Source organism: Kribbella sp. NPDC051936 (assembly GCF_040680955.1).
GTDB lineage: Bacteria > Actinomycetota > Actinomycetes > Propionibacteriales > Kribbellaceae > Kribbella.
Window position 1 is genome coordinate 19492 of record NZ_JBFAXS010000013.1, and the last position, 22679, is coordinate 42170.

A 22679-nucleotide genomic window follows, 5' to 3' on the forward strand; every position below is an offset into this window, starting at 1 on the left:
CGCTCGCCGATCCGTGACCTCGCGGATGCACAATGACGGTCTGTGGAAGGGGCTGCGCGATGAGCTTCACCATGCTGGCGGTCGTCGTCGCGGTCGGCCTGCTGGGACCGGCGCTGGCGTTGCGCCGCGGCTGGCACGTCCCGGTCGTGCTCGGCGAGCTGACCGCCGGCGTCCTCCTGGGCAGGACCGGCATCGGCTATCTGACCGCGTCCGACGCCCGGTTCGCGTTCCTCGCCAACATCGGGTTCGGCCTGGTGATGTTCGTGGCCGGCACTCACGTCCCGGTCCGTGACGAGAGCCTGCGGCGGGCGATCCGCCCCGGACTGCTCCGCGCGGTCCTCACCGGCGCTCTCGCGACCGCTCTCGCCTTCGTGCTCGACGCGGTGTTCGGCACCGGCCACGTGGCGCTGTACGCCGTCCTGATGGCGTCGTCATCCGCCGCGCTGATCTTGCCGATCATCGACTCGCTCGGGCTCGGTGGTCGGCCGGTGACCGAGCTACTGCCCCAGGTCGCGATCGCCGACGCCACCTGCATCGTGGCGCTGCCACTCGCCATTGATCCGCCGCACGCGGGCCGGGCGGCGCTCGGTGCACTCGCGGTCATCGCGGCCGGGGTGGTGGTGTTCTTCCTGCTGGACAAGGCAGAGCGGTCCGGTGTCCGGCATCGGGTCCACACCGTCTCCGAGGACCGGCGGTTCGCGGTCGAGTTGCGGGTCAGCCTGGTGGTGCTGTTCGCGCTGGCCGGTCTGGCCACCGCGGCGCACGTGTCGATCATGCTGGCCGGCTTCGTCCTCGGCCTCGCGGTGGCGGCGGTCGGGGAGCCGCGGCGGCTGGCCCGGCAGCTCTTCGCGCTGACCGAAGGGTTTCTCGGCCCGGTGTTCTTCGTGTGGCTCGGGGCGTCACTCGACCTGCGGGAGTTCGGCACCAAACCCGAGTTCATCGCCGTCGGCGCGGGGCTCGGCGTCGGAGCCGTGATCAGTCACCTGTCCGGGATGCTCACCCGGCAACCGCTGAGCATGGGTGCGTTGGCGTCTGCCCAGCTCGGTGTCCCGGTGGCCGCGGCCACCGTCGGTACGTCGCTGCACGTGCTGCAGCCGGGTGAGTCGTCCGCGCTGATCCTCGGCGCCCTGGTGACGATCGCGGTGAGCGCGGTCGCCGGCGGTATCGCCGTCCGGCATGGCCTGGTCGCGGGGAAGGCGACGAAAGGGCCGTTGAACCGGCGGCCGTCGGGACCTGGCTCCACCGGCTGACCCACCGCACGCAGACGCGTGACCCTTTGTGCGGGTCAGAAAGCCGGAAGGGCCGGCCCACCTGGACCGGCCCTTCCGTTGTTCAGTACCCGCTGTCAGTCGCCACCGCGGAGGATGGCGAGGATCCGCAGGATGTTCCAGTACAGCCAGACCAGCGTGACGGTCAGGCCGAACGCGGCCCGCCAGGCCTCGCTCTGCGGGGCGCCGTGACGGACGCCCTGCTCGACCATGTCGAAGTCGAGGATCAGGTTGAACACCGCGAGACCGGCGCCGAGCGCGGCGAACAGCAGACCCATCGGGCCCATTCCGCTGATCCCGGTGTTGACGCCGAACAGGCTCAGCAGCAGGTTGATCACCAGCACGCCGGCGAAGCCCATCGTGCCGATGATGACCATCTTGGTGAACCGCGGCGTCACCTTGATCGCGAAGTACTTGTACGTCGCCAGTGTTAGGCCGGCCGTCACCAGCGTGGCCAGGATGGCCTGCACGATGATGCCGGGGTCACCGACCCAGTTCGCGATGAACTTGCTGCCGATCCCGAGGAACACGCCCTCGGCCACGGCGTACGCCATCAGCAGGGCCGGGTTCACCTTGCGGGAGAACGACAGCACCATGGCGAGCGCGAACCCGACCAGCGCACCGGCCAGGAAGACCGGCGTCACCACCGTGTCCGGAACCGTGTACCAGGCGACCGCGGCAGCCGCCACGACCACGCCCAGGGTGATCGCCGTCTTCACGATCACGTCGTCCAGCGTCATGGGGCGGCTCGCGGCCGGAGCCCCCTGATACTGCTGCGGCGGCATACCCGATCCGCCGTAACCGTAGGGGCCCGGCTGACCGTACGGAGCGGCCCCCGGATAGGCCTGGCCCTGGCCAGGCGCAAACGCACTCGACCGGTTCAGCACCGGGTTACTGCTCTGCATCTCTTCCTCCTGATGACCCACATCCGGGGCCGTATCGAGATACTACGGTCCCACCCTTAACAACATCTGAGAATCCGCCAACCATTCCACAACTAAAAACCCCGGGAAATATTCATTGGTTTCCGATGTATTCGGAGGGAATGCAGACCGGCTCAGACGTGCGGGTCGACCGGTTGCTGGGTGGTGAGGGCGGCGCCTACCTGGTCGGCGAGGGCTACGGCTACCAGGCGTTGTTCGAGGTCGGGGCGGGTGACGCGGGTGGCGGCGGTGAGGAGGAAACGGCCGCGGGTCTCGCCGGCGTGCTGGACCGTGAGTTCGATCTCGGCGTTCGTCGGCAGGCCGTCGCGCTCGACCTTGAGGACGTGGGTCCCGCGCGTCACGGAGCCGTCCGGGTTCAGCCGCGGGGCCTGGGTCTGCTTGTCCCCGGCAACGAACTTCGCGCCGTCGATCCCGAGTACGGCGGTCAGCTCGGCGCGTACCTGCTCGATCAGGTCGTCGGTGGACCCGCCGGCCGCGACCGCCTGCGAGACCGTGATCACCCCGTCCAGGTAGCCGCGATGCCGGGACGCCTTGGCCTGTTGTCTCCGGCCCCAGATCGCCAGCTCGGTGACCACTCCACCGATGACCAGCAGCAGAATGGTCTGCTCGACGTCATCCCGGCTGTTGATGGTGAAGGTGTTGTACGGCGTGGTCAGGAAGAAGTCGAACCACACCGCGCTCGACACGGCCGCGAGCACGCCGGGAAGCCGGAACCCGAAGGAGGCGACCGCCACGAGCACGACCACCAGCAGCAAGGCCGCGTTCGCGTTGTCGAATCCGTCCCGGAACGGCGCCAGCAGAGCGCAGACAGCCGGTGGAACCAACAGCGAACCAGCCAGTACCCAGTTGCGGTATCTCTCCACGTCACCATTGATGCTCACCGCGGGCACGGGATCAACAGTTCTCACAAAGGTCTGACACCGAAAACCCGATGCCTTGTCACCGACAGTGCACCTAAGTTGAGGTGCATGTACCGGATCCGGCCGGCAACAGCTGAGGACGCCGCGCTGCTGGCCGCGGGGTCGGTACGGCGATCATCGCCGCACTCCAGTCAGAGGCCGCGCGGCGCGGCGTACCGCTGCGGCTGGACGTCGAGCGCGACAACCCCGACGACCGGCTCGGCTTCGTCAGGATCGGCGGGGACGACAAGGAGGACGTCATGGAGTGGACGAAGGCTGCGGAGCAGAACCGGCTGTGGAACGCGGACGTGGCCGAGCGGTACGACACGCCGGGCGCCGGGATGTTCGCGGCCGAGGTCCTCGAGCCGACCGTGGAGCGGCTGGCCGGACTTGCCGCTGGTGGGCGTGCGCTCGAATTCGCGATCGGCACCGGGCGGGTCGCCGTACCGCTGTCGGAGTACGGCGTGCCGGTGAGCGGGATCGAGCTGTCGGACGCGATGCTCGGCAGGCTGCGGACGAAGGCGGACGCGGACACGATTCCGGTGGTGGCCGGCGACATGGCCACGGCCCGCGTACCGGGCGAGTTCTCGCTGGTCTACCTGGTGTACAACACGATCTCGAACCTGCTCACCCAGCAGGAACAGGTCGAGTGCTTCCGGAACGCCGCCCGCCACCTCTCCCCCGGCGGCCGGTTCGTGATCGAGCTCTGGGTCCCCGAGCTGCGCCGGCTCCCGCCTGGCACTCCCGCGACCGTCGGCGTCGCCGATCCCGGCTACGTCCTGCTGGACACGTACGACGTACTGAAGCAGCACGTCGTCTCGCACCACTTCCACTTCGGCGAGGGCAGTGATGCCCAGCTCTTCCGCTCCCCGCACCGCTACATCTGGCCCGCCGAACTCGACCTGATGGCCCAACTGGCCGGCTTCACCCTCGAATCCCGCCACGCCGACTGGACAGGTACGCCGTTCACCGCCGAATCCGCCTCCCACGTCTCCGTCTACCGCCGGCCGGTCGAATAACGGATGCTGGACCGCATGTCTCCCGATCCGTTGTTCACCCGCCTGGCCCCGGTCCTCAACGTGTCGGATCTGGCTGCCGAGCGGGCGTTCTACGAACGGCTCGGGCTCCCGGTGATCTACGAAGGTCCGGAGTACCCCGACTTCATCGCCTTCGGCACCGACACCGTGCACTTCGGCATCCAGCAGGCGTCCGGGCCGAGCGATCCGCCGAGCGTGCTCACGTGGCAGATCGCCGTGTCCGACGTGGACGCGGCAGCGGATCGCTGCCGGGAGGCTGGGCTCGAGTTCGAGCTGGAGCGGAACGCGCCCGCCGCCGGTTGGACCTATCGGCGGCTGCTGCTGCGGACGCCCAGCGGGTACCGGCTCGCCCTCGAAGGGCCGACCGAGTAGCCAACTCGTCCAACGCCTGTCCGTTTGAGGGACCTGAGACCGGATCCGGTGGCTGGAGACCTGGAATATCAGGTCTCCAGATGCCGGTTCCGGTCTCAGCCCGCGCGGCTGCCGGGTTCCGCGCTGGTGGCACCGGCGCGCCGCTCACCGCCGACTCCTCCGTCGCCGTCCACCGCCTGCCCGACGCGTAGCCCGCGGTCCTTGTGGGCACCCGCTCCGGAACCCACCATGAGGAGATGAGGAGTCCCTCGGGTGGGGGATGTTCGGTGGGTGAGATCACCCGCGAGAGGGTTTGTGAAATCTTTCACGAGCGTTTAGCGTTGAAGTGAACATGAAGTCGGAGAACCACTCAGGGAGAGTGAACCGCATGACAGCCCAGGTGCCGCACATCCTCGTCGTCGGAGGCGGTTACGTCGGGATGTACACCGCGTACGGTCTGCGCCGCGCCGCTCGCAAGGGCCGGATCCGGGTGACCGTCGTCGACCCGCGCTCGGTCATGACGTACCAGCCGTTCCTGCCGGAGGCCGCGGCCGGCTCGGTGGAGCCGCGGCACGTCGTGGTGCCGCTGCGCAAGACCCTCAAGGGCTGCCGGGTGGTGACCGGTCGCGTGACCGGCATCGATCACGCGCACAAGGTCGCCAAGGTGCTGCCCGAGGAGGGCCCGGAGTACGAGCTCGCCTACGACCAGATCGTGGTCGCGCTCGGCTCGATCGCCCGGACGCTGCCGATCCCGGGGCTGGCCGAGGAGGCCACCGGGTTCAAGAACGTCGAAGAGGCCATCGCGCTGCGCAACAAGGTGCTGGACCGGCTCGACGTCGCCTCGTCGCAGCCCGACCCGGCGCTGCGCAAGTCCGCGCTCACCTTCGTCTTCATCGGCGGCGGGTACGCCGGTGTGGAGGCGTTCGCCGAGCTCGAGGACATGGCCCGCTACGCCACCCGCTACTACGACAACATCAAGCCCGAGGACATGCGCTGGGTGCTGGTCGAGGCCACCGGCCGGATCCTGCCCGAAGTGGGTGAGGACCTCGGCAAGTACACCGTGGACCAGCTCCGTAAGCGCAACATGGACATTCGGCTGGAGACCCGGCTGGAGTCCTGCGAGAAGGGCCACGTGATCCTCAGTGACGGCGAGGAGTTCGACGCCGACACGATCGTCTGGACCGCCGGCGTGAAGGCGAACCCGGCGCTCGCCAACACGGACTTCCCGCTGGACGAGAAGGGCCGGATCAAGACGCTGGCGAACCTGCGGATCGAGGGTGTCGACGACGCCTGGACCGCCGGTGACAACGCCGCTGTCCCCGACCTGACCAGCGATACCGGTGCGTTCACCGCCCCGAACGCCCAGCACGCGGTCCGCCAGGCGCGCCAGCTCGCCGCGAACATCCTCCGGGTGATCGACGGGCAGCCGCCGGTGGACTACAAGCACAAGTACGTCGGCTCGGTCGCGAGTCTCGGCCTGCACAAGGGCGTCGCGCAGCTGTACGGCGTGAAGGTCAAGGGCTGGCTGGCGTGGTTCCTGCACCGGACGTACCACGTGTCCCGCGTGCCTACCCTGAACCGGAAGGCCCGCGTCATCCTCGACTGGACCCTGGCGCTGTTCTTCCGCCGCGAGGTCACCAGCCTCGGCAGCCTGCAGACTCCCAACGAGGAGTTCCGCAGGGCAACGCAGTCGTAACCATCACCTGATCGGCCGGGCCTCCAACTCGCCGGAGGCCCGGCCTTCTCCTGCCGTCTCAGGGACGAGTGGGGACAAGACCTGATGCCGCCGGCGGGCTGCCGGGGGCATTGTGGTCTCGCCTGCAGCAGCAGACGCGAGTGTCTGGAGGGGGACATGGCGAGTGCGGACCGGTCGGCCTGGTTGCCGCCGCGGTGGGTGAAGTTCGCCGCCTGGAAGATCCATCGCGGCATCTACAACGCGAGCGGTGGCCGGCTCGGCCTGTCGCTGCCGAAGGACCGCGAGCACTACGGCACGCTGCGCCTGACCGTTCCCGGCCGGCGCACCGGGCAGCCGCGCAGTGTGATCCTCGGGTACTTCGAGGACGGGCCGAACCTGGTCACGATGGCGATGAACGGCTGGGAAGAACCGGAGCCCGCCTGGTGGCTGAACCTGCAGGCGCACCCGGACGCCGAGGTCGTGGTCGCGGACGGGACGCGGTCGGTGCGCGGCCGCGCCGCGCAGGGCGAGGAGCGGGACCGGTTGTGGGCCCGCTGGCAGGAGATCGACAAGAACCTCGATGCGTACGCCGCCCGGCGCCCCAGGCCGACAGCCGTGGTCGTGCTCGAACGGCGCTAGTCGTGCGGCCGCGCTCGTCGTGCAGCCACGCTAGTCGTGCAGCAGACCGGCGTCGTGGACCAGGAGGGCGATCTGGACGCGGTTGTTCAGGTCGAGTTTGGTAAGGATGCGGGAGACGTGGGTCTTCACGGTGGGCACGCTCAGGTAGAGCGTCGCGCTGATCTCGGCGTTCGACTTGCCCTCGCCGACGGCGACGGCGATCTCGCGTTCGCGGTCGTTCAGGTCCGCGAGCCGGGCGGCGGCCCTGGCCTTGCGGTCGTCCTGGCCGGCGTCGGCGACGCGGGTGATCAGGCGTTTCGTGACCGCCGGTGAGAGAACAGGCTGGCCGGCCGCGATCCGGCGTACCGACTCGACGATCTCCGCGGGCGGGGTGTCCTTCAGGATGAACCCGGCGGCGCCGGCCCGGAGGGCCCGCAGTACGTGCTCGTCGGCGTCGAAGGTGGTGAGGATGACGACCTCGGGCGCGCCCGGGCGCCGCCGTACCGTCTCGGTCGCGGTCAGGCCGTCGGTGCCGGGCATCCGGATGTCCATCAGGACCACGTCCGGCGCGAGCCGGTCGATCAGCCCCTGCACGCCGGACCCGTCACCGGCCTCACCGACCACCCGGAGGTCCTCGGCGCCGCCCAGCATCAACTTCAGCCCGGCCCGCAACAACGGATCGTCGTCGACGATCAGCACCCGAATACTCATCCACGTCCTCGCTTCGCTGCGGGCGCGGATGAGGCACAAGATGGGCTGTGCTTGATGCTGACCTCGCTTCGCTCGCTCACGGGGGCCACGGTAGCCAGGCGAGGAGGCGGAAGTCGCCTTCGGGGGTGCGGCCGTGTTCGACGCGGCCCTCGACCAGGGCGGCGCGTTCGCTCAATCCCTTCAGTCCCTGGCCGTCGCCGCGCCGGCGGTTCGGCGCCGGGTTGCGCAGCTCGACGGACAATCCGTTGCCCGGGGCACCGGTCACGCTGATCGTCACGGGTTCGCCCGGCGCGTGCTTGACCGCGTTGGTGAGACCTTCCTGCACGATCCGGTACGCCGTACGCCCGACGTGTTCCGGCAGCGCACCGGGCGCATCGAGCGTCAACTCGACCGGAATACCCGCCGCCCGGGAGCCCTCCACCAGCGCGGGCAGATCTGCGAACGCGGGCTGCGGCAGCTCGCCGACAGGGGCCCGCAGTACGCCGATCACCTCCCGGAGGTCCTGCAACGCCTGGTGCGCGCTCGCCCGGATGATCTCGGCCGCGCCGGCGACCTCCTCGGTGGACGCGTCCGGACGGTACGCCAGTGCGCCGGCATGGACGCTTAGCAGTGACAGCCGATGGCCGAGTACGTCGTGCATCTCGCGGGCGATCTCCTCGCGGGCCCGGAGCTGCGCCTGCTCGGCCTGCAGCGTCGCCACGGTCTCCGCCCGATCGGCGCGGTCGCGCAGCGTCTGCAGGAGCTGTCGCCGCGACCGGATGTAGAAGCCCCAGCCGGCCATGGCGGCGTACAAGGTGATGCCGATGATGAGCTGCGTCTTCCAGTCGTCCTTGTGCCGCACCTGGAGGTAGCTGAGCGTGGCCGCGCAGTTGACCGCGAAGACCCAGATCGAGGTCTGCCACGGCTTGTGGACGGCGACCGTCATGGTCAGCACCAGCACCGGCCCGGCCGCGGCGTCGGAGTACACCGAGACCGCAGCCGCGAGAAGCGCCAGCGGGACCGTCCAACGGCGCCGGAACCATAAGGCGAGGCACAGCACCATCCCCGACCAGAAGTCGACCGCGAGCAGCGTCCGCGACACCGGGTCGGACTCACCCTCGCTGTAGGCAAGCAGCGCGATCAGGACCGCCAGCACGAACGACACGCTGTCCACGACCCAGTTACGGGCGGTACGACGCGGCTCGCTCATGGCATGAATGTAGCGGTGGGTAAGCGATCTCCGGCGCGTTTGCGGTTGTCCGGATACCGAAGTCGGTGCGGTTCGGTACTTAGGTCGACGGTAGGTTGCCGGGCATGAGTCAGCTCGCAGTCACCGTCATCGGCCCGGACCGCCCGGGGATCATCGCCGACGTCACCGAGGCCCTCGCCGGTACCGGCGTCAACCTCGAGGACTCCACGATGACGCTGCTGCGCGGACACTTCGCGATGATGATCGTCTGCGCCGGCCCGTACGACGAGGTGGAGGCGGCGCTCGAGCCGCTGCGCGGCGAGCTGGTCATCACGGTCCGGACGATAGGCCCCGAGAACGAACACGCGCCGATCGGCGCGCCGTACATGCTGAGCGTGCACGGCGCCGACCGGCCCGGGATCGTGGCGGCCGTGACCCGGATGATCGCGTCCGCCGGCGGCACGATCACCGACCTGACGACCCGGTTGAGCGGTGGCCTGTACGTGCTGACCGCCGAGGTCGAGCTGCCGCCGACCGCCGAGCTGGAGATGCTGAACCGGGCGCTCGAGATCACCGCCGAGGAGCTCGGGGTCGGCGTCACGCTGCGCCCGGCCGAGAGCGACGAACTGTGATCACTGACTGGTCACCTGCCCGGCTGGACGTGCAGGGCAACATTCTGGAGGTCGTCCGGGCGCCGCACCCGGTGCTGGCGACGGAAGGCGCTCTCGTCGACCCGCTCGATCCGGAGATGATCCAGCTCGCCGCGGACCTCGTCGCGACCATGCGGGTCTCCCCCGGCTGCGTCGGCCTGGCCGCGCCGCAGGTCGGCGTAGCGGCGCAGATGTTTTCGCTCGACGTCACCGATCACCCGAAGACCCGCACCTGCCATGGCGTCTTCGTCCTGTGCAACGCCGTCGTCGTCGAAGCCTCCCGCAACGAGAAGGCCCGCGAAGGCTGCATGTCCGTCCCCGACTTCACCGGCGACGTCAAACGCGCCACCCGGCTCACCGTCACCGGCGTCCTCCCCGGTACGACGGAACAGCTCACCATCACCACCGACGCCTTCGAGGCCCGCGCCCTCCAGCACGAGATCGACCACTGCAACGGCAAACTCTTCCTCGACCGGGTAGCCGGCGCCCACGCCGTGTACCCCCGAAAGGTCTACCAGTAACGAGTACTCTCATCCCGAGCCTCTAGCCCGGGTGGCGGAACGGCAGACGCAGCGAGCTTAAACCTCGCGGCCCTAACAGGCATACGGGTTCGAATCCCGTCCCGGGCACCTTGATCTGACCTGCATAAATAGGCGACCAGTAATATAAGTTGCAGCTTCACTGCCCGCGCGATGGTTGCACCAGCGGTTGCAGTTGCTCTCACGATCACGCCCACAGAGCCTTTCCGATCTTGGCCGCCGCGTCATCCGCCAGCTTGCTCGTCACGTGCGTGCAGCGCTTCGTCACCGCCAGAGTCGAGTGTCCGAGAATCTCCTGCACGACTCGGATGTCGACGCCCTGCTCCAGAAGCAAGGTAGCCGCGGTGTGCCGTGCATCATGAGGACGCGCATCCCGCAGACCCGCCGCCTGGAGCATGCTCTTGAACTCTGCCCAATCGCGCCGCGGATTGATTGGCCGGCCAGTCGGTCCGGCAAAGACCAAGTCCCAGTCTTCCCACAGCTCCCCCGCCGCCAGCCGTTCCGCCGACTGAGCAGCCTTCTGAGCGCGCAGCTGAGGAATCAACGGCTCGGGTATCGAGCTCCACCGGGTCTTGCCGCCCTTCGGCGGCCGGAACTCCCATTGACCGCCCTGCCGTTCGGGGCAGTACCGGGCGTGCTTGACGCATCCGGCGTTGCATTTCTTCGTGTGCCGATCTTTCACGCACTGGCGTGCATCACTGCAGCCATGCGAGAACCGCTTCCGTTTCAGCTGCCATACCTGAATACGCCGCTTCTCCAGGTCGAGGTACTTCCAGCGCATGCCGAGCGCCTCGGACTGCCGATATCCGAGTGCGAACGCGACTGACCAGCGTGCACCGTTCCGCATCGATGCGGACTGCTGAAGGATCGTCCTAGCTTCCTCCTGCGCGAACGCTTCGATCTCAGCGTCACGGTGCTTCGGCGCATCAATGAGCGTCGCGACGTTCACACCAATGAGCTTCCGGCGTACCGCCATTTTGAGACATCGACTGATCTGCTGGTGAACCATCAGAACGGACTTGCTCGCCAACCCAGCATCAACGATCTCAATGTAGAGCGCGTCAAGGTGTTCCGGCTTCAGGCGGTCGAGGCGGTGCCGGCCAAAAGGAAGCGGCACGATCGTCTCTGTCCGCAAGCGAATCAAGCGTGACAGTCGTGGTCGCTACTCAAGGACACGTTCGAGGGTGAACTCACCCTTCGAGCGCGACGCCGCGACCGCCGGCCAAAGAGGCGACTGGGAAGCTGAGACCATCAAGGTCAAGGCAACGCCGGAAGTCGCTCGCCGGCTGGACATCAAGCCAGGCGAACCCATCAACCAGACAACGTATCGATTCTTCGCAGACAGACGGCCAATCCAGGTCTCCCAATCATGGGAGCCGCTGTCAATCACCGGTGGCACCCCGATTGAGAATCCAGAGGAAGGACCAGCGATCGGGGTCATCGCTCGAATGGACACAATCGGGCAAGCGGTTGACCACGTCGTGGAGAAGGTCACGGCTCGTGCGGCAACCCGCGACGAGGTGAAGCGTCTCGACCTACCGGCGCGCGGCACATACGTGCTGGTGATCGAACGAACCCATTTCGTCGGTGACAAGCCCGTTGAGACCTGCGACATCATCTTCCCCGGTGATCGCTACGAGCTCACCTACGACATTCCTGTCGAACTGAAGGCCTGACAGTGCCACCTGGTCGGCCGATGTGAACGCACGGACATGCCGATGTGCGCGCACTAGCCGAACGTGACGGGCATGGCCAGCGCGGACCGTAGTTGGTGCGCGAAGTCAGCACGTTCGGACACTCCGATCCAGCGGGCGTGATCGTGACGCTGGTACAGCCGGTCATCGGTGTAGCGGGGGAATACATGGACGTGCAGGTGCCAGACGTCCTGGTTGCCTGCGGGCTCGTTGTGCTGGCGAGTCGAAGTCCCGTCACACCCGTAGGCGTCGCGCATAGCCACGGCGACACGTTGGGTGAGGTCCCACACGGCGTGACCATCATCAGGCGGCATCGTGTACAGGTTCTCGATGTGGCCACGAGGTACCACTAAGGCCGCACCAGGGTTGCCCGGCCACCACTTGGGCGCGATCCGCGCGTAGGCGCGATCAGTGACGGCGATGACATCGGTTGGTTGATTTCGATCGTTGAACTCGTCGCGCTGCAGCCGGCAAAACGGACACGAGTAGCCCGCAGGCTCGTGGGAGATGGGACGCACGCGAGGGAGTCTGACACGGGGCATGTTGCCATCCCGCCTGTGGTTCCTCAAGGAAGAGCTCGAGTTCATACTCATGCCGCCGATAGTGAAGCGCGGCGATGCCGGATGAGCGGTCGGCCCTGGCGATGCGCCTATCCTCATCCGGTGAGGGAAGGGGTCGGATGAGCCAGTACTACCAGGCTGGGGACACCGTGCTGTGGAACCCGTCGTCGGGCGTCTCCCGAGTGTTTCTCGGTCAGGTGCGCCTGTTCGAGGATGAACTGTCGTTGGCGTCCGGCATTGGCCCGATGGAGGCCGACGAGTGCCAAGTCGAGATCGACCAGTTCAGCACGTTCGCTCAGGCACTCCTCACCTACTGCAGTGCCTCGAATCACCAGGTTCTGCACGCATTGACGGACGGGTTCGTCATCACGGTCCTTGCCCTTGCCGAGCGGGCTGGTGCCGAGGTCCGGCCCTCCCGCATCGACGCCCGGCGACGCGACGTCCAGACTGGCAGCGCCCCGGCACTCTCAGTTGAAACTGGGGACGAACTGCGCCAGCGGGCGCATGCCATGCTGCACTCCATGCCGCACTAGGCAGCAACGCACTCTCATGCCGCTGTCCGTGAAGCACGGATCTGCCGAGATCAGGACGAGCGTGCCGCGTATGCGACCCGCTCACACCGTCCTACGTGGAATGCCGGTGTCGCGGCGCTTCGTAGATCAGCTTGAACAGAGCGAACTCATCGGGCCACGGGGCTTTGTCAGGCAACACCGGGCCTAAGGCAACAAAGACGCGGCGTACCGCGTCCCCTTCGTAGAGCGACAGCCGTGGTGTGGCCTGCAATACCGCGCCTCCTGCGGGCAGCGGCGTGACATCGCTGAACGCCCCTGATGCTCGAAGAGTCTCCACGCCGTCGAGCCGGTCGACGATGCCGGGTGACACGACGGTGATCCACGAATAGCCGCGAACCTCTGAGTCCGTGATTCGCAGCGTCTGTGTGGGAAACCGTTGGGTCCTCACCTCGAGCGGTGTGCGGGTGGCTCCGGCATCAAAGGCATCGTCGGCGACGAACCCGAACACAGGTAGTGGCGATTGCAGCGCCTGGCTCACGATGAAGTCCCGCCACCGGCCGGCCACCTCGTCGGGAATCGGCGACGTCTCATCCAGACTCCCCACCACATAGCTGGCGTCCAGCCGCAGCCACTGTCGCGCCTCGCGCCGACGGGGACGGTACGCCGACACGGACAGACTCGGCTCACCGGCGTGACCGAATCGATTCAATGTCGAGAACTTGGCAGACATCTCCACCGACACATCGGCAGCCTGGCCCAAGAACCGCTCCCAGTTCTTCGGCGACCACGCTCGCAACGATTTGGACAGCCGCCGCTCGTGCTGACCGATCAACCACAACGAACACCACGCTGACCCCTCCGCGCCGAATGGGCCGCCCGCAGGATCCCGCAACACCGCCGATGGCAAACCCTCCGCTGGCAGCGCGGCCACAAACTCACCTGCCAGCCGCTCCAACGCCGCGGTGAACCACTCCACCACCCGGGGACCCATCTCAGCCGAACCCTGCGGCAGCAGATAATCCAGCTCAGCCCGAAGCCCACGCGCAGACTGCAACCGAGCCCTCTCAGCAGGCCCGGACTCGCCAGGCGCCTCCCGCATCTGATCCATCAACCCTCCGCCCAGCCCGCCGTAGCGCGGTTCGCACGACTGGTCGATCATGCCAGGCGACGCACGGATCTGCCGCGATCCGCGCCTTCACACTGTCGCAGATCACCTGGCGGACGGCTGTCGCACATCACCCGACGGAGGACATGAGACTGTGGTCCCTGTCGTGACTCAGTTGATCCTTGACGTTTCTGTCTCAGCTGATGCTTGACGGGTGGCCTAGGAAACTGAGAGACCGTCCGGGGCGGTCGGTGTTGATGTTAGAGCTCGCGTGGTCGATGTTTGTCATTCGTAGCCGGAGGCGGCGACGAGGAGTTCGGCGATCAGTGCCCACGTGGGCTGTTCGGGTAGGTTCTCGCCGCGGTTGGCGAGGAGGCTGTCGAGGCTGCCAATGATGGCGGCCAGCGCGTCGAGGTAGCGCTCGAGGGTGTGGTTCTCCCATTCGTGTGGATGATCGAGGAGGTCGGCTCGCATGGCTTCCAGCACGCGTGCGAGGTCGCGGTGATCGTGCACCTGGTCGAGGAGATCGCCCGCGTTGGCCGGTCGGCCGGTCTGCCATTGATTGGTCACGACAGTCAGCCTGCCTGATCCGCCGCGCTCTTGGCGTGCCCACCCGCCGGTGGACGGTCGGCCTTGATGTTGCGGACCGGCAGAGTGGTGGTGCGGCGCACGACACGGGCTTCTTCGTCGTCGAGTTCGATGGCCAGCGTGGTCTCCGAGACCCAGATCGTGAGCGTTTGGTGGCGGTGGGCGCGGCCGAGGGAGATCCTCTGGCCGCAGACCATGATGACGCCGGAGTTGGAGGCGCGGCGCTGCACCCGGACCGGTTCGGTGGATGGGCGGGGTGGTGGCCCGGCGGGTCGGCTGCCGCGAAGCCTGCGGGCCTGGTCCATGGTCAGCGGGTTCGGCCGGACGCGGAGCAGTTCGCGGGTTTGCAGATCGTAGAACATCACCGTGGTGGGTTCGAGGCGGATCCCGACCCGGCGGCCACCGAGGATCTCCGCGGCCACCAGCACCTGCCCGGCCAGGGACACGGTGCCGCCGCGGGACACGATCCGTTCCACCTCGATCGCGTCGCTGCCCTCGATCTGCGGCAGCGGTGACGGTCCGGCGTTTGTCGCGCCGTCGGCGACCAGTCGCGCGAGGTCGTTCACGGTCAGATGTGAGCGGACCGTCTTGATCCTGGCGCCGGCGATCAGCAGGTGGATCAGGTTCACGTCGACCCAGAACCGTAGCGTCTGCCCGGCCCGCTGCGGGCCGAGCCAGAACTGCTTCCCGGCGACCTGCAGGTTCCCGCTTGGCGGTATCACCCGGTCGAACTCGATCGGGCCACCGGCCCACGACTGCCTGACCGGCAGCACCTCGACGCCGTCATCGGCGGCTCTGTGATCGCTGGCCTCGGTGGCTGGCGTGAGGTGCGGCGGCAGCCACAACTCCAGCAACTCCCGCTGGTCTGCTGACACCGGGCGGAACTTGTCGGCTGGCATCATCGGCAACTCGTTGTGGAGGGCCTGGTGCGGCCGGTCGGCGTTGTATTGGGCAACGAACCCGTCCACCGCGGCCTGCGCCGCCTCCACCGATACGAACGGTTCGTGGTCGTCGAGCAGTTCGCGGCGCAGCGTCAGGTGGAACCGCTCCACCTTGCCGTTCTGATTCGGTGACGCCGGCTGGGTCAGCCGGTGCGTGATCGCGTTCTTCCGGCAGATCTTGTCGAACAACACCTCGCCGCCCTTGCTGAACCGGCCGGTGAACTGCTTGCCGTTATCGGTCAGCACCTCCTCCGGGACACCAAACCGCTGCAGGGCCTGGGCGAACGCCAGACACACCGCCCGACCGGTCGCCCGTTCCACCACCGCCGCGATCACACAGAACCGGGAATGATCGTCCACGCCGGTGACCACCTTGGCCTCCCGGAGCTCACCGGTGGCCGGGTTGACGATCATCACCCCACCGACGATGTCCATCTGCCACAGCTGCATCGGAGCGGGCCGTTCCCACCGCCGATACGAGTCCCGGCTGCGTTTGCGCGGCCGCGCGATCACTAGGCCTCGCCGGGCAAGGATCCGGTTGATCGTCGCGCGCGACGGCACCACCATGCCCTCTGGCGGGTTCCGCAGCAACTCCAGCCGGATCCGCTTCGCACCCCACCGCGGATGCGCCCGACGCATCTCCGCCACCCGAACCTCAACCTCGGCCGGCGCCTGATGCGGACAAGACACCGGCCGATGCGACCGATCCGCCAACCCCGCCACACCCTCGACCAGATACCGAGCCACCCACGAATGCACCGTCTGCCGCGACACCCCGACCGATGCCGCCACCTCCGTCACCCGCGCACCCGCCAGCACAGCCCGCACCGCGTCCAACCGCTGCTCGACAACCGACAACGCAACCAGCGCCAATCCCGGCCTCCTGAGTCAACGACGCCCCACGGAAACGTCGAGACTCAGACTGACCGAACGCGGCCACCGTCAACCATCAACCGAGACACGAATGTCAAGCATCAGCCGAGACAGGACATGAGACTGTGGTCCCGTTGCCTGACAAGTTTCTCTACGTCTTCAAGACGGGCCCTCCAGGGGCCCGAAAGCGCGCCGCCACCACAGGTCGGGACGCCTGCCCGCCACTCCGCTTCGCTGCGCTCTGGGCGCGTCCCTTGGCTTGGCGCGCACGTGCCAACAGGGTGCCGGGACGAAGACAGCACAACTCGCCATCAACGCTCGACACCCTGTCGCCTTTGTTGCCGGCCGAACCGGCCGGCTACCCGCCGCCCCGGCTGATCCATGCACCCGTCTGCCGGTGGTTCCCGCATCGCCCCGCTAGCAATCATGGAAGGGACGGCCCGGCACAGCACGCGTCAAGGGCGCCTACGGCGTCCCTGCGGGATCTCCGACCCTTGACCCGCACCGCACCGCACCTAAGGTCGGCAGCTATCGGGGCGATGCGGGAGGACTGCCCGCGCCTTTGACACGTAACCGTCAAGCTGCCTCAGGCTAGTCCCGAGAATCAGCACCAGTACCAGTCGTCGGTCAGGTGCAGACACTGATCGAGTCCGAACGTCTCGTCGGCCACGATGAAAGTCTCCGCCGGCGAGACGCTGTGCACGTAACCGATGGATCCACCAAGGACGCTCTGGTTCTGTTCGAGGTAGACACTCCCAGCCGACGTCCCGGCCGCTCTCCCGGTGATCGACAGGTCGTGGGCCCACCACGGCAGGTTCTCACCGGAGTCGAACAGGTCGTCCGTCCCCAGCGGAGGCGGGTGCGCGGCGACGTAGTCGAACTGCACCCGATGCAGGCGCAGGTAACTCGACGGCTCGAGCAGCGACCAGTTCGTGAACCACACCGCGACCAGGGCAAGAACCATGCCGACCACGATCTTCGTGGCCCGCGCTCGGACGATGTACACAGTCATCACCACCGCAACCAGCCAGCAGGCGAGTTGACCTGCCTGGAACACGAGGGTGAACCCCCCGAACGGCGGCACCGGAACCACCTCACACAACACCACCAGCCCCCATGGCGGCACAACCGCCCACACTGGCAGCCGACGTCTCCCGGCACTTGGCGCGGGGATGGGCATCGTCGTCATGCCGGGGAGATTACCGCGAGCAGGGATTGGTTCGTTTCCGGGAAATAGCCGGAACCTGCAACAGCGGGAGACGACGCCAGTTGGCCGGCCCTGTGGATCAGGCCTACGGCCGTGGGAGGATTTTGGGAGCGAACCACCCGTAACAACGGTCTTGACGCGGGTCCAACTCGCAACAACCAGGAAGGCGAAAACGCCTTGTAGGTAAGGGAATGAGCGTTGTTCCGCGTAGGCCATCAATGCGACCCCCGCCCATGGCATGGATGAGGTCCACGACTCGGATCTGCTCAGGAAGCCCACAACAGGAGCGAGACTCCGATGGCCACGAGGTAGAGGGGCTTGGCCATGTCGAATGCACCTGGCGGAAGATCCTTCTTGGGTCCATCGAACATGACCTGCACGGAGCGCCACGCGCCGCGGAGGTTCCATCCTGACGCCCAGAGCCCTAGCAGTATCCACACGGTGGCCACAGCGAGGCATGCGAGACCGGGTATGCGCAGAGCTGTCTTCACGATCGGACAGTAACGGACCGTCCGAGACGTGAACAGCGGACTGCCGGCAGCAAGCATGCCAGTGTGGTTGCACCAGCGGTTGCAGTTCGCCGGAGTTCACGGGGAATCGCGATAGGCCATCCGGTCGCGGACGTGGCTCCGGCGAACTGCAACGGACGTCCCAGCACTGGCCAAGGTCGAACTTAAACCTCGCGGCCCTCACAGGCATACGGGTTCGAATCCCGTCCCGGGCACAGCTTGACCCACGCGTCCTACCCGGCGGTTACTTCGTCGCTCCGCTCCTCACCGCCTGCCCGCGCCTTGAGAGGTAACCGTCAACCCTGGTTGTCGCTGCCTTCTCCTGGCGACCTCGGATCGGCGCGTGGTTTGCTGGGCGGACGTTTGCGCGGCCCCGAACTGATGTCCCGAACCCCGCGGAACTCTATCGGCACCGCACTTTGCGCCCTCACCGCCGCCAGCGCGGCCGGTGGCGCCTTGGAGCTGAGGGTGATCCCGACCCCGGAGAAGTCATCGTTCGGTCCCGCCGAGCTCACGACACCTCGATTGGCAACCATCAGCTCTCTCGAGGCCGCCACCAGTTCGGCCCTGCTGTAGGCGGCCTTGCGGATGGTCACCGGCACTTGCTGACCGGCCACGAATTCCTGCAACTCAGCCGGCGGATCACCTTTCCAATACACAACGACGGTCTTGCGATCTTCGAGAATGCGAACGCTGCCGGCATTGGGCCTGGGATTCTCATGCAGCCACTGCATCACCGCACCAGCGGCCTCGTCCTCGGGCGTCGGCACCGGGATCAGGCCTTCAGGATCCATCAGATCGCCCCCCTGGGATCAGCACTGCTGGTTGCAGCGACCAATACGAGCCCACACGGATCGCCCCGAACTCCGCCAGATCAAACGTAGACCTCGCGCCAGCACTCCGGCCGCTCTCTCCCCCGGCTTGAAGCCTTACCTTCCAACTGCCGGCTACCGGGGCGAGCTGCAGGCCTCCGTCGATCACCTCGGACGGCGTGTCCGTCAGGCGCATGCCTCTGCCGCGAACTGCGAGTACGGCTCCACTCCGTCTTCGTGCCGCTGATTGGCCTCGACGAACGTTTGGCTGAAGACCTGCCCGGGAGTCAGTGTCGACAGACGTTCGAGCGTGAACTCGACGTGCCCGGTGAACCAGGAGTCGTCACGGGTCCAGCCGTAGGCGGCGTAGCGAATACCGGGCTGCAACGCCTCTGCCGAGCCAGCCGCGCGCCATGACGCAGACGGCTTTGCGATGTTGAGACCGGCCTCGGTCCCGTTGTCGGGCGTTACCGATCCCACCCACCAGCGACGCCACCACGCACCAGAGGTAATCACGCAGCAAACCTGGCATACGCCGACTACCAAACAGGGTGCCGGGCCGAAGACAGCACGATCGCCATAAACGCTCGACCATCTGCCGGTGCACCACTCTCCGGAAAGCCCGGCTATCACCTCGCGCCGCTGTGTTTCTGGCGTCCGCTCCGCTTCCCGGCGCCTGGTCAGTCAGAGGTGGAGCCGGTCCGCCAATCCGGCGATCTCGATTGTGACGAGGAGTCGTCGGGTCAGTTCGCGGAACCCTGTGCGTGCGTTGACGGCTCGCATCCCGGTGTTGGCGACAGCGGTAGTGCTGGACAGGCGGCGTACGTTCGGCAACTCGTCCGCGAGCCGGAGGGCCATCGCGGCCTTCACCCAGGTCGCCAGTCCATGTCGTCGGTGCTCACCCACAACGACCGTGTCCTCCTGGCCCACGTCGACGGTCGAGCGGCCAACCTCCACCGCGGTGAATGCCGCCACCGTGGACGTGCCGGCGACGACGGCCGCGGTGACCCACAGCTCGACCCCGCGGTCGGCGCGTTCGCGCTCACTCCGGCGTACGAGGTCGCGGTCCCACACGACGACCGCGCCCGGCGGCAGGTGGTTGTTCGGCGCATCGGCGATCGCGCGCTTTGCCAGGGCATAGGAGTCAACCAGGAGGTCCGGTGCGCGGCCGGACCAGTGGACCAAGTGGTAGTCGTCGTGGTCAGTAGCGACGCTCCGCTCCAGGGCAGCACGGTCGAGGGTCGCGAAATCCAGCACGTTGATGACGAGTTCGTCACCGACCGTGGCGCCGAGCTGGAGGGCATATCTCGCGCCGGGTGTATCCGCGAGGACCGTAGTGGCGAGAATCTCCATGCCCGCAGCCCGCTGGTCACGGACGACTTCGGTGAGCAGCGCCCGGCCGACGCCGTGGCCGCGCATCGTGGGCAGGACATAGATCCGCGTAAAAGCCGTCTTCGGCTCGCCTGCGGGACGAACCTCCGCGGCACCGATCACAGTCCCTTCGAGATCACCAGCCCACCGAGTAGTCCTCGGGTCGGTGAGCTGCTCGCGGAGACGCTCAGAGGACTGAGGAGGTGCGGGAGCATACTCCCCGCGTTCGATCGCACCCACCGTACGCATCACGTCGCTCCATTCCGCAAGCCGTAACTCATCGACCTCAGGCCGGAGAACGTCAACACCGATACCGGGAATTCGCACGGCCCCCAGGCTAAGCCGTCTACTGCCGTGGGAGGGATTTGGGAGCGAACCACCCGTAAACCCTTGTAGATAAAGGAATGGGCGTCGTGCCGTCTAGGCGACCCCCGCCCATGGCCTCGAAGTGGTCAGCGATCGGTGATTGCTGATCTCATCTCTCCTACATTGCATGATTGCGCCGTGAATACCTCCGAGCCAGAGTCCTGGACCATACGCCACTTTTCTCAAAGCAACCCCAAGGGCGCTGGCGAGGGGGACGTCCCAGCACTGCTGCGCAGGGTCGCCGACACGCTGGACGCGGTGACCACGTGCGGCTTCTCGAACCACCCGGGACCGTCTCGTACACGAGCAGCGTGATCTCATCCGGGCCAACTGAGGGAACCTGTCGGGTGGCTCGGAACGACGGCGCGCGGCGTGCTCCGGACGTTGGGGTACGCGTGTGGCTTGTCCGTCAGCGGCCGAGTAGAGCGGGGATTCCGGTGGTGGAAGAAGCCGACGTCGCGCAGGCCAGCGGCGAATCGCGGTTGCATCCGGAGTACGTCGCAGCGCTGGCCAGGCTGGCGTACGTGTGGGCCTATCCGATGGTGAACATGGCCAACCGGCGCGCTCGGCTCGGTGCGGCGCCCGAACCGGGTCGGCTCGGTGGCGTGCTGCCCGCGTCGCCGACCGGGCAGATCGCGATGCTCGACGACTACATCGATCCGGGTCAGACCTTCATCGCCTGCCCAACCAGGACGTGGTCTACGGCCTGGGGTTCTTCGCTCTCGACGAGCAACCGGTGGTTGTCCAGGTTCCTGACTTCGGCGACCGGTTCTTCGTCTACGCGTTCTACGATGCCCGCACCGACCAGTTCGGGCACGTCGGTTCACCGTACGGCAGCCCTCCCGGGCACTACCTGCTGGTCGGCCCCAGTTGGGACGGCGCCGTGCCCGAGGGGATCGTCCAGGTGCATCGCAGCCCGACCACGTTGGCGAACGCGATTCCGCGCGTCTTCATGGACGACACCGACGACGACCGCGCGGCCATCCAGCCGCTGATCAACCAGGTCGTGGTCTACCCGCTGACCCGGTACAGCGGTGAGATGAAGACCAAGAACTGGTCCGACGTCCCCTCCTTCCCGGCCGAGGCCAACAGCAGCGGGAAGGAGACCAAGTGGGTCAAGCCCGAGACGTTCTTCGACCAACTGCCCGACGTACTGGACACCGCCCCACCGCTTCCCGGTGAGGAAACGCTGTACGGACAACTCCGGGCGCTGCTGGAGGCGGGACGGCGGGACCGATCGGTTCGGGTCGCGATGGACGACGCGGTGGCCGAATGCGACCGCGGCCTGATCAAGGACTTCCTGCGCTGGGAGTACCGGCAAACCCGCCGGCCGGGGCTGGAACCGCTCACTGCACAACGCCGAGTGGGGACTGGACTACTACAACCGGGCCGGGAGCGCCCGGTCGAACATGTTCGACAACCGGCCGCCCGAGACCCAGTACTACTACACCGACACCGACTCCAGGGCACTGCACTCGATGGCAGCCGCACGTACCAGATCACCTTTCCTGCCGGTCAATTGCCGCCGGTCGACGGGTTCTGGTCGCTCACGCTGTACGCCGGAGTGACAAGCCCGGGCACCGACCAGCAAGCCAACTGGCTCCCGGCACCCGCGGCCCCGTTCTCCCTCTACCTGCGCGCCTACGCAGGGCGGCAAGCCGTCAAGGACGGAACCTGGACACCGCCGACAGTGACAATCGCCCAGGAATGAACCAGCCGTCGAAGCCCGGCGGGCGCCTGATTGCGTGGGTGGGGGTTCGGCGTGACGATGGGGACGGGGCGGCGGGTCTCCTTGTGGGTGTGAGTTGGGGTGGTTGTCGTGCAGGAACGTCACATCGTGGTGCAGAGGCACATGTCGGCGGCCGCGGGTTCGGTCTGGCCTGTTCTGGCCGACTTTCCGAATCTTGCGCGGCACTGGGACGGGCTTCGGGGGACGCAAGCCATTGGTGAGCAGACCAGTGGCGTGGGTGCCCGGCGGCATGTCGACCTGAAGCCGGTGGGCAGCATGGACGAGACCGTGACCGCCTGGGACGAGGGGCGACGGATCGCTACCCGGAATCGTCCGAGTCGGTCGGTGCCGTTCAAGGCGGCCGAGTCGTCGCTGACGCTCGAGCCGGAGGCCGAAGGGACGCTGGCAACGTTCGACTATCGCTACGTGCCCAGGGGCGGCCCGATCGGGCGGCTCACCGGCCCGTTGATCGACAAGATGCTGACGGCAACCTTCACCGACATGCTGGCCGCGACCGAGACGGCCGCGCGGGCGAGCGGGTGACGGGACCGC

24 protein-coding genes and 1 tRNA gene are annotated in these 22679 nt (G+C 67.2%); 12 read left to right on the top strand and 13 right to left on the bottom strand.

The annotated features are described in order from the left end of the window. Window positions 1–59 precede the first annotated feature (59 nt). Entirely contained in the window at window positions 60–1250 is a 1191-nt protein-coding gene (locus AB0L64_RS37500) for a cation:proton antiporter (RefSeq protein ID WP_363717733.1), read from the top strand. Between the two features lie 95 nt (window positions 1251–1345). Here the strand turns inward: AB0L64_RS37500 and AB0L64_RS37505 are convergent, their stop codons facing one another. Both AB0L64_RS37505 and AB0L64_RS37510 read right to left on the bottom strand, forming a co-directional pair. Then, window positions 1346–2173, bottom strand: coding sequence for a Bax inhibitor-1/YccA family protein (locus tag AB0L64_RS37505; RefSeq protein ID WP_359926542.1), 828 nt, complete (start codon window positions 2171–2173; stop codon window positions 1346–1348). A 152-nt stretch (window positions 2174–2325) separates the two neighbouring features. Continuing rightward, window positions 2326–3093, bottom strand: coding sequence for a DUF4118 domain-containing protein (locus AB0L64_RS37510; RefSeq protein ID WP_363717734.1), 768 nt, complete (start codon window positions 3091–3093; stop codon window positions 2326–2328). A gap of 278 nt (window positions 3094–3371) precedes the next feature. Between AB0L64_RS37510 and AB0L64_RS37515 the strand changes: the two genes are divergently transcribed. The 4 genes from AB0L64_RS37515 to AB0L64_RS37530 all read left to right on the top strand — a co-directional run bounded on the left by AB0L64_RS37515 (window position 3372) and on the right by AB0L64_RS37530 (window position 6813). After that, the gene (locus AB0L64_RS37515) at window positions 3372–4130 is read left to right on the top strand and encodes a class I SAM-dependent methyltransferase (protein ID WP_363717735.1); all 759 of its coding nucleotides are present in this window, start codon (window positions 3372–3374) and stop codon (window positions 4128–4130) included. A 15-nt stretch (window positions 4131–4145) separates the two neighbouring features. Beyond that, window positions 4146–4520, top strand: a complete 375-nt coding sequence (locus AB0L64_RS37520) for a VOC family protein (RefSeq protein WP_363717736.1) — start codon at window positions 4146–4148, stop codon at window positions 4518–4520. Window positions 4521–4887: 367 nt separating this feature from the next. After that, window positions 4888–6195, top strand: a complete 1308-nt coding sequence (locus AB0L64_RS37525; RefSeq protein ID WP_363717737.1) for an NAD(P)/FAD-dependent oxidoreductase — start codon at window positions 4888–4890, stop codon at window positions 6193–6195. A gap of 156 nt (window positions 6196–6351) precedes the next feature. Beyond that, window positions 6352–6813, top strand: coding sequence for a nitroreductase/quinone reductase family protein (locus tag AB0L64_RS37530; protein WP_363717738.1), 462 nt, complete (start codon window positions 6352–6354; stop codon window positions 6811–6813). 30 nt (window positions 6814–6843) lie between these two features. On the opposite strand, the gene AB0L64_RS37535 is transcribed toward AB0L64_RS37530, so the two are convergent. Further along, on the bottom strand, window positions 6844–7503 hold the full coding sequence (locus tag AB0L64_RS37535; RefSeq protein ID WP_363717739.1) for a response regulator transcription factor: 660 nt from the start codon (window positions 7501–7503) through the stop codon (window positions 6844–6846). Between the two features lie 76 nt (window positions 7504–7579). Next, entirely contained in the window at window positions 7580–8692 is a 1113-nt protein-coding gene (locus AB0L64_RS37540) for a histidine kinase (protein WP_363717740.1), read from the bottom strand. Between the two features lie 104 nt (window positions 8693–8796). On the opposite strand from AB0L64_RS37540, the gene AB0L64_RS37545 reads away from it, so the two are divergent. The 3 genes from AB0L64_RS37545 to AB0L64_RS37555 all read left to right on the top strand — a co-directional run bounded on the left by AB0L64_RS37545 (window position 8797) and on the right by AB0L64_RS37555 (window position 9950). Further along, complete coding sequence (locus tag AB0L64_RS37545; protein WP_363717741.1) at window positions 8797–9303, top strand: ACT domain-containing protein; 507 nt, start codon at window positions 8797–8799, stop codon at window positions 9301–9303. Continuing rightward, a complete protein-coding gene (gene def, locus AB0L64_RS37550) occupies window positions 9300–9842 on the top strand; it encodes a peptide deformylase (protein WP_363717742.1) in 543 nt (180 codons plus the stop codon). Before AB0L64_RS37545 ends, def begins: the two co-directional genes overlap by 4 nt. Before the next feature lie 25 nt (window positions 9843–9867). After that, window positions 9868–9950, top strand: a tRNA-Leu gene (locus AB0L64_RS37555). Window positions 9951–10047: 97 nt separating this feature from the next. On the opposite strand, the gene AB0L64_RS37560 is transcribed toward AB0L64_RS37555, so the two are convergent. Next, the gene (locus AB0L64_RS37560; RefSeq protein WP_363717743.1) at window positions 10048–10995 is read right to left on the bottom strand and encodes a tyrosine-type recombinase/integrase; all 948 of its coding nucleotides are present in this window, start codon (window positions 10993–10995) and stop codon (window positions 10048–10050) included. 49 nt (window positions 10996–11044) lie between these two features. Between AB0L64_RS37560 and AB0L64_RS37565 the strand changes: the two genes are divergently transcribed. Then, the gene (locus tag AB0L64_RS37565; protein WP_363717744.1) at window positions 11045–11536 is read left to right on the top strand and encodes a UTRA domain-containing protein; all 492 of its coding nucleotides are present in this window, start codon (window positions 11045–11047) and stop codon (window positions 11534–11536) included. A 53-nt stretch (window positions 11537–11589) separates the two neighbouring features. Here AB0L64_RS37565 and AB0L64_RS37570 read toward each other — a convergent pair whose 3' ends face one another. Further along, window positions 11590–12072 carry an HIT family protein gene (locus AB0L64_RS37570; protein WP_363717745.1) on the bottom strand — a complete coding sequence of 161 codons (483 nt, stop codon included), beginning with the start codon at window positions 12070–12072 and terminating at the stop codon, window positions 11590–11592. 161 nt (window positions 12073–12233) lie between these two features. Between AB0L64_RS37570 and AB0L64_RS37575 the strand changes: the two genes are divergently transcribed. Next, complete coding sequence (locus tag AB0L64_RS37575) at window positions 12234–12647, top strand: DUF6086 family protein (RefSeq protein ID WP_363717746.1); 414 nt, start codon at window positions 12234–12236, stop codon at window positions 12645–12647. 91 nt (window positions 12648–12738) lie between these two features. On the opposite strand, the gene AB0L64_RS37580 is transcribed toward AB0L64_RS37575, so the two are convergent. The 7 genes from AB0L64_RS37580 to AB0L64_RS37610 all read right to left on the bottom strand — a co-directional run bounded on the left by AB0L64_RS37580 (window position 12739) and on the right by AB0L64_RS37610 (window position 20359). Next, window positions 12739–13785, bottom strand: coding sequence for a hypothetical protein (locus AB0L64_RS37580; RefSeq protein WP_363717747.1), 1047 nt, complete (start codon window positions 13783–13785; stop codon window positions 12739–12741). A 231-nt stretch (window positions 13786–14016) separates the two neighbouring features. Next, complete coding sequence (locus AB0L64_RS37585; RefSeq protein ID WP_363717748.1) at window positions 14017–14301, bottom strand: hypothetical protein; 285 nt, start codon at window positions 14299–14301, stop codon at window positions 14017–14019. Between the two features lie 5 nt (window positions 14302–14306). Then, entirely contained in the window at window positions 14307–16133 is a 1827-nt protein-coding gene (locus AB0L64_RS37590; RefSeq protein WP_363717749.1) for an IS481 family transposase, read from the bottom strand. Window positions 16134–16737: 604 nt separating this feature from the next. Further along, window positions 16738–17217, bottom strand: a complete 480-nt coding sequence (locus AB0L64_RS37595; protein WP_363717750.1) for a hypothetical protein — start codon at window positions 17215–17217, stop codon at window positions 16738–16740. A 928-nt stretch (window positions 17218–18145) separates the two neighbouring features. Continuing rightward, on the bottom strand, window positions 18146–18643 hold the full coding sequence (locus tag AB0L64_RS37600) for a hypothetical protein (protein ID WP_363717751.1): 498 nt from the start codon (window positions 18641–18643) through the stop codon (window positions 18146–18148). A 204-nt stretch (window positions 18644–18847) separates the two neighbouring features. After that, on the bottom strand, window positions 18848–19177 hold the full coding sequence (locus AB0L64_RS37605; RefSeq protein WP_363717752.1) for a hypothetical protein: 330 nt from the start codon (window positions 19175–19177) through the stop codon (window positions 18848–18850). Between the two features lie 168 nt (window positions 19178–19345). Beyond that, window positions 19346–20359, bottom strand: a complete 1014-nt coding sequence (locus AB0L64_RS37610; RefSeq protein ID WP_363717753.1) for a GNAT family N-acetyltransferase — start codon at window positions 20357–20359, stop codon at window positions 19346–19348. A 565-nt stretch (window positions 20360–20924) separates the two neighbouring features. Here AB0L64_RS37610 and AB0L64_RS37615 point away from each other — a divergent pair. Next, window positions 20925–22109, top strand: a complete 1185-nt coding sequence (locus tag AB0L64_RS37615) for a DUF1254 domain-containing protein (RefSeq protein ID WP_363717754.1) — start codon at window positions 20925–20927, stop codon at window positions 22107–22109. Window positions 22110–22217: 108 nt separating this feature from the next. Continuing rightward, window positions 22218–22670: an SRPBCC family protein gene (locus AB0L64_RS37620; RefSeq protein ID WP_363717755.1), complete on the top strand. Its 453-nt coding sequence runs from the start codon at window positions 22218–22220 to the stop codon at window positions 22668–22670. Window positions 22671–22679: the final 9 nt, after the last annotated feature.

Bases quoted from the DNA above. Each gene is read 5' to 3' on its own strand.
- AB0L64_RS37545 (WP_363717741.1), top strand. From the start codon at position 8,797: ATGAGTCAGCTCGCAGTCACCGTCATCGGCCCGGACCGCCCGGGGATC.
- AB0L64_RS37500 (WP_363717733.1), top strand. From the start codon at position 60: ATGAGCTTCACCATGCTGGCGGTCGTCGTCGCGGTCGGCCTGCTGGGA.
- AB0L64_RS37540 (WP_363717740.1), bottom strand. From the start codon at position 8,692: ATGAGCGAGCCGCGTCGTACCGCCCGTAACTGGGTCGTGGACAGCGTG.
- AB0L64_RS37515 (WP_363717735.1), top strand. From the start codon at position 3,372: ATGGAGTGGACGAAGGCTGCGGAGCAGAACCGGCTGTGGAACGCGGAC.
- AB0L64_RS37575 (WP_363717746.1), top strand. From the start codon at position 12,234: ATGAGCCAGTACTACCAGGCTGGGGACACCGTGCTGTGGAACCCGTCG.
- AB0L64_RS37505 (WP_359926542.1), bottom strand. From the start codon at position 2,173: ATGCAGAGCAGTAACCCGGTGCTGAACCGGTCGAGTGCGTTTGCGCCT.
- AB0L64_RS37535 (WP_363717739.1), bottom strand. From the start codon at position 7,503: ATGAGTATTCGGGTGCTGATCGTCGACGACGATCCGTTGTTGCGGGCC.
- AB0L64_RS37580 (WP_363717747.1), bottom strand. From the start codon at position 13,785: ATGATCGACCAGTCGTGCGAACCGCGCTACGGCGGGCTGGGCGGAGGG.
- AB0L64_RS37600 (WP_363717751.1), bottom strand. From the start codon at position 18,643: ATGGATCCTGAAGGCCTGATCCCGGTGCCGACGCCCGAGGACGAGGCC.
- AB0L64_RS37530 (WP_363717738.1), top strand. From the start codon at position 6,352: ATGGCGAGTGCGGACCGGTCGGCCTGGTTGCCGCCGCGGTGGGTGAAG.
- AB0L64_RS37525 (WP_363717737.1), top strand. From the start codon at position 4,888: ATGACAGCCCAGGTGCCGCACATCCTCGTCGTCGGAGGCGGTTACGTC.
- AB0L64_RS37520 (WP_363717736.1), top strand. From the start codon at position 4,146: ATGTCTCCCGATCCGTTGTTCACCCGCCTGGCCCCGGTCCTCAACGTG.